The organism is Pseudomonas sp. K5002 (assembly GCF_013386655.1).
Classification (GTDB): Bacteria; Pseudomonadota; Gammaproteobacteria; order Pseudomonadales; family Pseudomonadaceae; genus Aquipseudomonas.
Genome location: NZ_JACARK010000408.1, coordinates 1 through 8,017, shown reverse-complemented (window position 1 = coordinate 8,017; position 8,017 = coordinate 1). Strand labels below are relative to the sequence as shown.

General features: G+C 62.5%; 11 protein-coding genes. All 11 read right to left on the bottom strand.

What is annotated here, in order from left to right; translation table 11 throughout:
- The coding region (locus HX846_RS18930) for a putative phage tail protein (protein WP_178965887.1) at positions 1–382 on the bottom strand (382 nt) is incomplete at its 3' end.
- Entirely contained in the window at positions 370–1,410 is a 1,041-nt protein-coding gene (locus HX846_RS18925) for a baseplate J/gp47 family protein (protein WP_178965886.1), read from the bottom strand. The genes HX846_RS18925 and HX846_RS18930, both read right to left, overlap by 13 nt.
- Entirely contained in the window at positions 1,400–1,798 is a 399-nt protein-coding gene (locus HX846_RS18920) for a phage GP46 family protein (protein ID WP_178965885.1), read from the bottom strand. The genes HX846_RS18925 and HX846_RS18920 overlap by 11 nt, the downstream gene beginning before the upstream one ends.
- Positions 1,798–2,307, bottom strand: coding sequence for a phage baseplate assembly protein V (locus tag HX846_RS18915; RefSeq protein ID WP_177019268.1), 510 nt, complete (start codon positions 2,305–2,307; stop codon positions 1,798–1,800). The genes HX846_RS18920 and HX846_RS18915 overlap by 1 nt, the downstream gene beginning before the upstream one ends.
- A gap of 16 nt (positions 2,308–2,323) precedes the next feature.
- Positions 2,324–3,361, bottom strand: a complete 1,038-nt coding sequence (locus HX846_RS18910) for a phage baseplate assembly protein (RefSeq protein ID WP_178965884.1) — start codon at positions 3,359–3,361, stop codon at positions 2,324–2,326.
- A gap of 3 nt (positions 3,362–3,364) precedes the next feature.
- On the bottom strand, positions 3,365–4,603 hold the full coding sequence (locus tag HX846_RS18905) for a DNA circularization protein (protein ID WP_178965883.1): 1,239 nt from the start codon (positions 4,601–4,603) through the stop codon (positions 3,365–3,367).
- On the bottom strand, positions 4,590–6,206 hold the full coding sequence (locus HX846_RS18900; RefSeq protein ID WP_178965882.1) for a hypothetical protein: 1,617 nt from the start codon (positions 6,204–6,206) through the stop codon (positions 4,590–4,592). The genes HX846_RS18905 and HX846_RS18900 overlap by 14 nt, the downstream gene beginning before the upstream one ends.
- Complete coding sequence (locus HX846_RS39620; RefSeq protein WP_010170085.1) at positions 6,206–6,331, bottom strand: hypothetical protein; 126 nt, start codon at positions 6,329–6,331, stop codon at positions 6,206–6,208. The genes HX846_RS18900 and HX846_RS39620 overlap by 1 nt, the downstream gene beginning before the upstream one ends.
- Before the next feature lie 5 nt (positions 6,332–6,336).
- Positions 6,337–6,633 carry a phage tail assembly protein gene (locus HX846_RS18895; RefSeq protein ID WP_178965881.1) on the bottom strand — a complete coding sequence of 99 codons (297 nt, stop codon included), beginning with the start codon at positions 6,631–6,633 and terminating at the stop codon, positions 6,337–6,339.
- Complete coding sequence (locus HX846_RS18890) at positions 6,630–6,977, bottom strand: phage tail tube protein (RefSeq protein WP_010170089.1); 348 nt, start codon at positions 6,975–6,977, stop codon at positions 6,630–6,632. The genes HX846_RS18895 and HX846_RS18890 overlap by 4 nt, the downstream gene beginning before the upstream one ends.
- A gap of 64 nt (positions 6,978–7,041) precedes the next feature.
- Positions 7,042–8,017, bottom strand: a 976-nt coding sequence (locus HX846_RS18885; protein WP_178965880.1) for a phage tail sheath subtilisin-like domain-containing protein, incomplete at its 5' end; no start/stop codon positions are given.

Genomic DNA, 8,017 nt, shown 5'->3' with positions numbered 1-8,017 from the left:
GGGCGCGATGTTCAGTGACACTGGCGTCGGGATAACCCTGGCTGCGGGCGATTTCGATGTAGTACGCGGCGCGCTGGCTGCCCACCGCCAACAGACGTCGACGCACCGCCAGGCGACGGTCGTCGTACAGCGGGCTCAAGCCCAGGCAAGGGTCGGGCAGTTGCATCACCCTTTCCCACTCCGGCACCAGTTCGCTGACGGTCACGGGGTCCATTTCGTTTTGCAGGTCGCAGGCGCGGGCGTCGATGCGCGTAAGCTCTTCGGCGATGCCTTTGAGCACCGTCTCCAACTGCGGCACGGTTTCCAGATCCCAGGCCGGCCCGCTGGGCAACAAGGCGATCAGTTGTTCCTGATACTGGCCAGCGGTTCTCACTCCAGCCATGTGATACCTCCGAACACCAGCAACTGATTCGTCGCCGCTGTAACGTCCGCCAACGGGTTTGTGAGGGTGTGATCGGTCTCGCCGGTCGCGGTACTGATGGCTTCGGCGATATGAGTCAGCAACAAGGTGTCGCCCAAGCCGGCTTCACGGTTGTGCAGGTCTCGCAGTTGGGCCTCGACGGCCGCGCGCACGGCGCTGGTGTCGGGGGTCAAGCGCAGTTGATAAGCCACCGGTTTCATCACCGGCGCCAACACATACACATCAGCGGTGACTGGCCGCAGCGGTTCGATATGGGCTTGAACCTGCGCCAACTGCGCTGCATTAGGGATCGGCTGCGGGTCGTCGTCACGCATCACGAACACCCCCACCGTCCCCGGCCCCAGGTAATTGCCGCGACACCATGCGCGGGTAATGCCGGGCACTTCGAGGGACCAGGTCTCGTAATCCTGTGCCGAACCGCCCTGGGGAATAACGCGATAGGAACGAATCACCCGCGCCCGCAGCGACTCCAGGGTTTCTCGCGCCACACCGCCGGTCAGCCCCGGCGCCAGCACGGTAAAGGTCGAACCAATACCTTGCAGCGGCTGGACCGCAATCAGGCTCAGCCCGGCATCAGCGTTGCCCAGCGTGCCGGCATCAATCGCCTGCACCGTGGCGGTGTTGAGGCCTGCATGGGTGGTACCGGCAGCGGTGACTTTGAAGCTGCGACCATCACTGGTTTGCAGCACCGTGTCCACATCCAGCACCGCGCCCGCAGCGGCGGTAAAACTCACGGTGCCACTGGCGGCTACCGCCGCCTTGCGTGCCTGGTTCAAACGCAGCGCAGCGATGCGTTCCAGGGTGGATTCATCGGCGGTATCCGGCAGGATCTGCTCAGCGATCCAATCGAGATAACCGTACAGGCCGAACGCCGCACCACTCAGTGTGCGCGCCAGGACCTGGGCATCGGACTGGCGCAGCGAATCGCTGGCCAGGTCGCTTTGGGTGCGTTTGATCAGCACCGGCAGCGAAGGGGTTTCAAACGGCATAGATCACCTGCCAACTGTTATCAGGGTTGATGTCCAGGCGCTCGCCATCGGCCAGGGTCAGCTGCGTGCGCAGGTTGAGCCGCTGGGCGTCGAGGCGCTCACTGAGGACTTCGATGGCGCTGCAATGCCCGTCGTCGATCAGCCATTGCAAGGCTTCGCGGGCATAGAATTCGGCGTCCAGTTGCGTCTGGTGGGTCAGCTTGACCCGGCGCAGCAACCACAATCTTGAGCCGATACGGTCGTCGGCCACGCTGGGAAAACTGTCGCCCCACCAGCCGAAGCGCTCGTCATCGTCAACAGGGTCATCCGGCGCGGCACGGCGCCAGGTGAACAGGCTGATCAGCACCGAGCGGGTCAGGGCCTTTTTCAGGTTGTCGGAGACGAACATCACTGGCCTCCCGCCGGCGCACCGGTCTGGCCGCTGCCGGGCTGGACGCCCACATGCACGTGCTGGATCTGGCTGATGCCGCCGGCAATCTGGTCGCCCTGGGAGATGATCTTGCCGCTCTGGGTCAGGGTCGGCGTATCAATGTTCACCGCCTGGCTGGCGCGGATATTCAAGGTGCCGGTTTCAATGTCGATTACCCGCCCGCGCTTGAAATGAACTTTGTCGCCTTCGTCGGTATAGATCGCCACTTCACCCGGCGCCAGGGACTGCAAGCGATAGCGACGGTCGGCCACCACCAGCACGATGGCATGGGAGCGGTCACCGCCCAGGAAGGTGGCGATGCCTTCAGCACCCGCCAGAGGGTTGCTGGTAAAACCGTAGGGTTCGAAGTGCTCCATGTCGTCGTTCACTTCGCCTGCCGTCAGGCGCATTTGCAGCGATTGCAGCTTGGTGGCCGAGTGGGCGAGCACGACAGTGCCGCGCGCCAGCAGGCGAGTCAGTAAGCTCATGGAAATTCCTTGGTGGTTAAGCGGATGGCAACGGATTGGCATTAAAGGTGGACGGCGGCGCCACCTGTAGGGTGGTGATCGAACCTTGGTCGGAGAGCGACCAGGTGACCTTGGAGATCAGCATGTCCTGGTCAAAGCCCAGCACCGGATCGATCACCCGCACCAACAGGTTGTGGCGCCACAAATCGCCGTTGGACTGCCGCCAGCCTTGCACGGTGTAGGTGGTGGTCAGGGCTTTTCCGGTACGGGTGGCGCGTTCCCAGTCGGCGCGTTGCTGGGCCAGCTCGGGGGTCAACTGCGTCGGTTCGCTGATCACCGTGACGCGTTTTCGCGTGGCTTTTTCATCCCGGGAAATCCCTGAAACCTCACTGACCGCCGCTGCACTTTTCTGATCATCGCCCTTGTGCTGGCCGATGACGCGGTACTCGGAAAATACCGAGCTGAAGTCCATCGGTGCGTTAGCCGAAAGGATGTTCTGGCCCAGCTCCAGGCTGTCATTCGCACGCCCTGCACTACCGGGCGATGCCAATACCAGGCGCCCATCCGCATCGTCGGTGGAGAACACCCGATACAACGTCAGCAAGCGGTCGATGGATTGAAATACCGTCTCCCCGGGCACGATGCTGTGGGTATGCAGGCGCGCGGTTTCGGCAATCTCGCTGTGCACCTCCACGCCATAGGTGGCCGTCAGCGCCCGGACGATGCTCAGCACACTTTGCCCGCGCCACTGGCCGGGCTGGTTTATCGCTGCGCAGTCCACCAGGTCCTGGGTCACTGAACCGCCCTGAATACTCAGGCTGATCTGTCGGCCGTCGTAACTGATGGGCGCCTTGAACACAAAGCCGGTGAGCACCAGGTCGCAACCGATGCGTACCTGGCAACGGGCGCCGGGCTTGATCGGCGCCGCCAGGGTTTGCCCGGGCCATTGCCAGGTGATGTTGAGGGTGAAGGTGCGAAATTGACGCTCCAGGTCGGCGCTGATTTCCACGCTTTTCCAGCCGCCATAATCCAGGCCGTCCACGGTCAGGGTGACGGCATTGTCCAACTCGTTCATGGGTTACTCCCTGACCACTTGCAGGTCCGCCGGTGGCAGGAAGCCCGGATGGGCCACCCGATTGCGCTGCACCACCTCGCCCACTCGCGTCGCGTCACCGAACCGCTGATAGGCCAACAGCAAGGCGGGCATGCTGCGCATCGGCGTCAGATTGACCAGCCGGACACCGGACGAAGCCACCGCCGTCAGATGCGCGAACATCTGTTGGCGCAGGTCGTTCAGCGCAACATAGTGCCCGGCGTCGGCCTTCAATGCGGCTTGCCACATGGCTTCGTTCAGAAGGTCACGCAGCACCAGCACATCGTCGGCCACCGGCACTTCGCGGCGCTGCACCGGCTGTGCCGCCTGTTGCGCCAGGGATGGCGTGGTACTGAGGGTCACCGCTTTTGTCGCCACCGGTACGTCCGCCAGCCAATGGGCGATCTTCACCCACAACGCGTCCTGTACCAGGTTGGCAGTGGCTTGCACCGCCGCCACGCTGTCCTTGCCGGTGGTCAGCTTCGGCACGTCGATAGTGCGAGCCGCTTCCACCTGCTGCGAGAGGTTGGCCAACATGCCGCGATAGCCGTTGCGGGCAAATGCCTTCAACTCCTTCACATCGCCGAGCAAGCCCTTGAACTCGGTGCTCAATTCCTTGGGCACTTCCTTGATGGCTTTGACCAAGGCATTCAGGTCGCCATACAACTGAATCAGTGGGGCAAATTGCTGCTCAATTACCTGGTAAACCTCTGCCAGGCCATTGCGCAACGCCTGGATGCCCACCCGCGCCTGCTTCACCAGTGCGACGGCCTGCTCAAAGCGCAGCACCGCCGAACCCAGTAAACTGTCGGCCGACACCAGCAACAGCTGGCGGGTATTGACCGCCGTAGTGGGAAACTTCAAAGGTTCGTCGGGATAGAACTTCAGGGCAAAGGTCACCAGCCCGCCGTCCTGGCGGGTTTGGGTCATCTCGCATTCGCCGACCTTGACCTGCAACCGTCCAAGCCACGGGTGCACCAGCTCGCCGGCCCCCTCCTCCAGGGCCTTGAGCAACTTGTCGCGTTGCTCCAGGCAATCCTCGCCCACTACAAATGCCGTCAGCTCATGCACCCTGGACTGTTGGCCCAGCCCTTCAAAAAAAGGCAGGTCGCGCTGAGGGTATTCGTGCAACTGGCCCTTCTTGCCGACCGGGACTTTCGCCTGGTCAACCCAAAACCCGACGCCACGAAACGACGCCGGCAACAAACGATCACGCCAGCTCATTGGAGCCTCCAAGGGACAGGGAACGGTAGCCGACACGTGGGGTGACGCTCAGGCCGGGCTGGTTGGTTCTGGGCTGGTCGACCCGCAGGCCCGCCGGTGCATTGTCGAAGCTCACCCGCAAATCGCCGTTGAGCTGCGTGCGGTTGTTGGCAGCGGTTTGTTGCAGCAGCGAACTGGAGCTGGACGCCAGCGGTGATACCAAGCCAGGCCCCTTGCGGAACCAGGACGGATCGCGCGCGCTTTCGGCATTACGTTCCTGTTGCTCGGTGGTCAACTCCAGCACACTGCCGGTCGCCTGGTTGATCACCTCACCCAGCCCACCGTTGAACAGCTTGCGAATCGGTGCGGTGATCACCGCAAGCTTCTCCGATAGCGCCGTGAACCAACTCAGCACCGGTGCCCACATGGCTTCAAGTTGCTCCATCGGATGCCAGTCGTCGAACAGGCCACTCAACACTACAAAGGCGTCCTGGGCCTGCAACTTGATATCGCCCCAGATGGAGGCGAATGCACCGCTGACGCTACCCCAGACGGCAGAAACCTTGTCCAGGGGCGACCAATCGAAGTAACTGCTGACGATGGTAAAAGCCGCCAGCGCGGTGAGTTTGAAGTCACTCCAGATCGCCGCAAACATCTCACTGATCACACCCCAGTTGGCAATGATTTGCCCTTGGGGTGACCAACTGAACAGACTTTTCATGAACTCGACCACCGGCACACTCAGCGCCTTGAGCAAGTCCCAGAGGGCCGCAAAAAAGCCGCTCAACGGCGTCCAGTTGTTGACGATCAAACCCATTGGCGACCAGGAAAACAGTGTGGTGAAAAAGCCGACCAAGGGCTGCGCCATCACCTTCAGCGACGTCCACAACCCGGCAAAAAAGCCTGTGATCGGCCCCCACAAGCGCATCACCTGTTCCAGCGGACGAAACGCAAAGACCGTCTGGAAAAACTCGCCCAAGGTTCCAATCGCCGCCATCACCCGTTCGCCGAGCCCGACAAAAAATGCCGAAATCGGCTTCCAGTTGGCAACGATCAAGCCTGCCGCCACGGCAATGCCTACAGCCACCAAAACTATCGGATTGGCGCTGAGCAGCAGCTGCATCAAGCCCAGTGCCTGAGACACGCCGGTGACGGCCGCCTGCATCGCGGTAAACGCTACTGCGCCGGCAGCCAGGCCCTGCACCAGTTGCGGATTTTCGGTGAGCACCTGGGCCACCGTCGTCAGCAACGGCTCCAACCCGACCACCACCGCCGTGACGGCCGGCAACAGCGCAGTACCAAACGCCACCGACACCTTGTCCAGCGACGCGTTGAAATCCTTCAGCCCTTGCGCCGCCGTTTCGGTAACGCCCTGCCCCACGGCGGCATTGACCTCGCCGACCTCAGCCTTGAACGCCAGCGCCGATTTGATACCGCTGATAAACGGTGCCGCCAGCCCACCGCCCTTTACCAAACCGGCGATATCCAGCTTGCCGAGGCCCGTCTGTTCCAGGTTCTGCCTGAAGCGCCCGACCGTGGCCTGAAGCGCAGCGAGCTTGGGCGACAGCTGGTCGATCCCGGTCAGGCGCACGGCGGTACTTTCTACTTTCTGAGCTTCTGCCATCACTGCACCTGCTGCATCGCATTGATCCGTTGCGCATGCTCCAGGGATTCCCGGAGCGTATCCAAAGGCCTGGCCAGCATCTGTTCGGGATCAACCTTCCAGAACCAGGCCAGGTCATAGGCCACCGCAATCAGCTCGGCGACGGAGCCTGCGCCGCACTCATGAAAAAACCGGCGACGGCCCAGCTCAGCGCGTTGAAGTCCACCAGGTCGAGCTGGTTGACCGACGACGGCGGAATACCCGCGCACACCGCGATGTACTTGGCGGCGACGTCGAGGTCCAGACTCACGTCTTCGCCCTTGTCGATCTTGTACGGCAGCGCCTTGATTACCCGCACCTCCTGCACCGTCGGGCGGCGCAGGGTGAGTTCGGTCAATGACTCGCCGTGGGCCTCGATGGCCGCTTGCAGCTTCACCGTATCGGTCATTGCCAGGTCCCCTTGATGCCTTCGAATTTCAGCTCGATCACGGCATCGTCGCCCTTGGCCACCGGCTCTTCCACCAGGTAGGCACCGGCCAGCACGTAGACCTTGCCGTTGTTGAATTCGCAGGTGACGGTCATGTCGGTGCCGGCGATCAGTTGCTTCAATGGAAAGTCCGGCGTGTGCAGCGCGGTAACTTTGAAAGACGGGGTGATGTCGGTTTCCTTATAGAAACCCGGCACCACGGTTTCCCGCTTGACGGCCATCAACGGTGCTTCGCAGCCGCCGTTGATGGTCAGTTGAGCGCCGTCCACTTTGACGTAGCAGGTGCCCGCAATCAGTTGACCCATGATGTTTCTCCCAAAAATAAGCCCGCACTCGGCGGGCTGGAATCAGTTGCGAAAAGCGCGGGGCCTACACCGCCGCGTCGTACTGCAAACGGAACTGGTTGAGCAGCGCGAACACCCGCAGCCCGTTGACGTAATCCGGCGGGAACAGCACGTTGACCCGGCTCGGGTCCTGGCTGTCGCGCTCGACGATCAGGTGCTCGGCGAACAGCTCGGCGTTCTCCACATGGCCTTCCAGTTCGAGCTTGGCGTACTGGGCAATCAGCTCACCGCGGATGGTGCTCGGGGTGACGATCGGCTGGCCGGCGCCAAAGCGCGTGCCGTCAGCAGCGAGTTTGTGGCGCCCGTACTTGCTGGTGATCACGCTCTGCAGGCGGCGCACGATAAAGGCCGACTGGTGCAGGGTTTCGCTGTCCAGATAGGAATTGTCCGCCTGGCCGAACGCGTTCTTCTGGTAAGTGGTGATCGCCCGCTGAATGCGCACGTAACCGCCTTCGTAGTAAGCGGTGGCGATGCCGTAGTTGAGCAGCGATTGGCGCTCGGTCAGAGTGAAGCGCTCGCTCGCGTCGGCCGGATCGAGGCCCGGCAAGCTACCGCTTTGGGTCGGACGACTGGCATCGGCAGAGATGAACACCGCCGTGCGTGCAGCCAATGCTGCGGCCTGGACCCAGAACGGTTGCGGCACGCCCGGCTCCATGGCCTGGATGGTCACGTGCTGGTCATTTCGCCCTTGCCCGGCCGCCACCAGGGTGCCGATAGTGCCGCGCTTGGCGGTGTAGACGTGGCCGAACAGTTGCTTGGCCCACGACCAACGACCGCTGTTGTCATCCATCACCGCTTGCCAGGCGTTGAGGCTGGTGGTGTCGGCCCAGGGCATGCAGATGAACTCGAACGGCTCGTCGCCCAGCGCAGCCAATGCCGCGAGCTGGTCCGGCACACCGGCGCCCGCCGCCATTTTGCCGAGCACGGCGGTCAGGCCGTCGGGGGTTTGTTCGCCGTTGCTCTGGCCCAGGCGGTTGAGCTGCAGGCTGATGTCGTTGCCA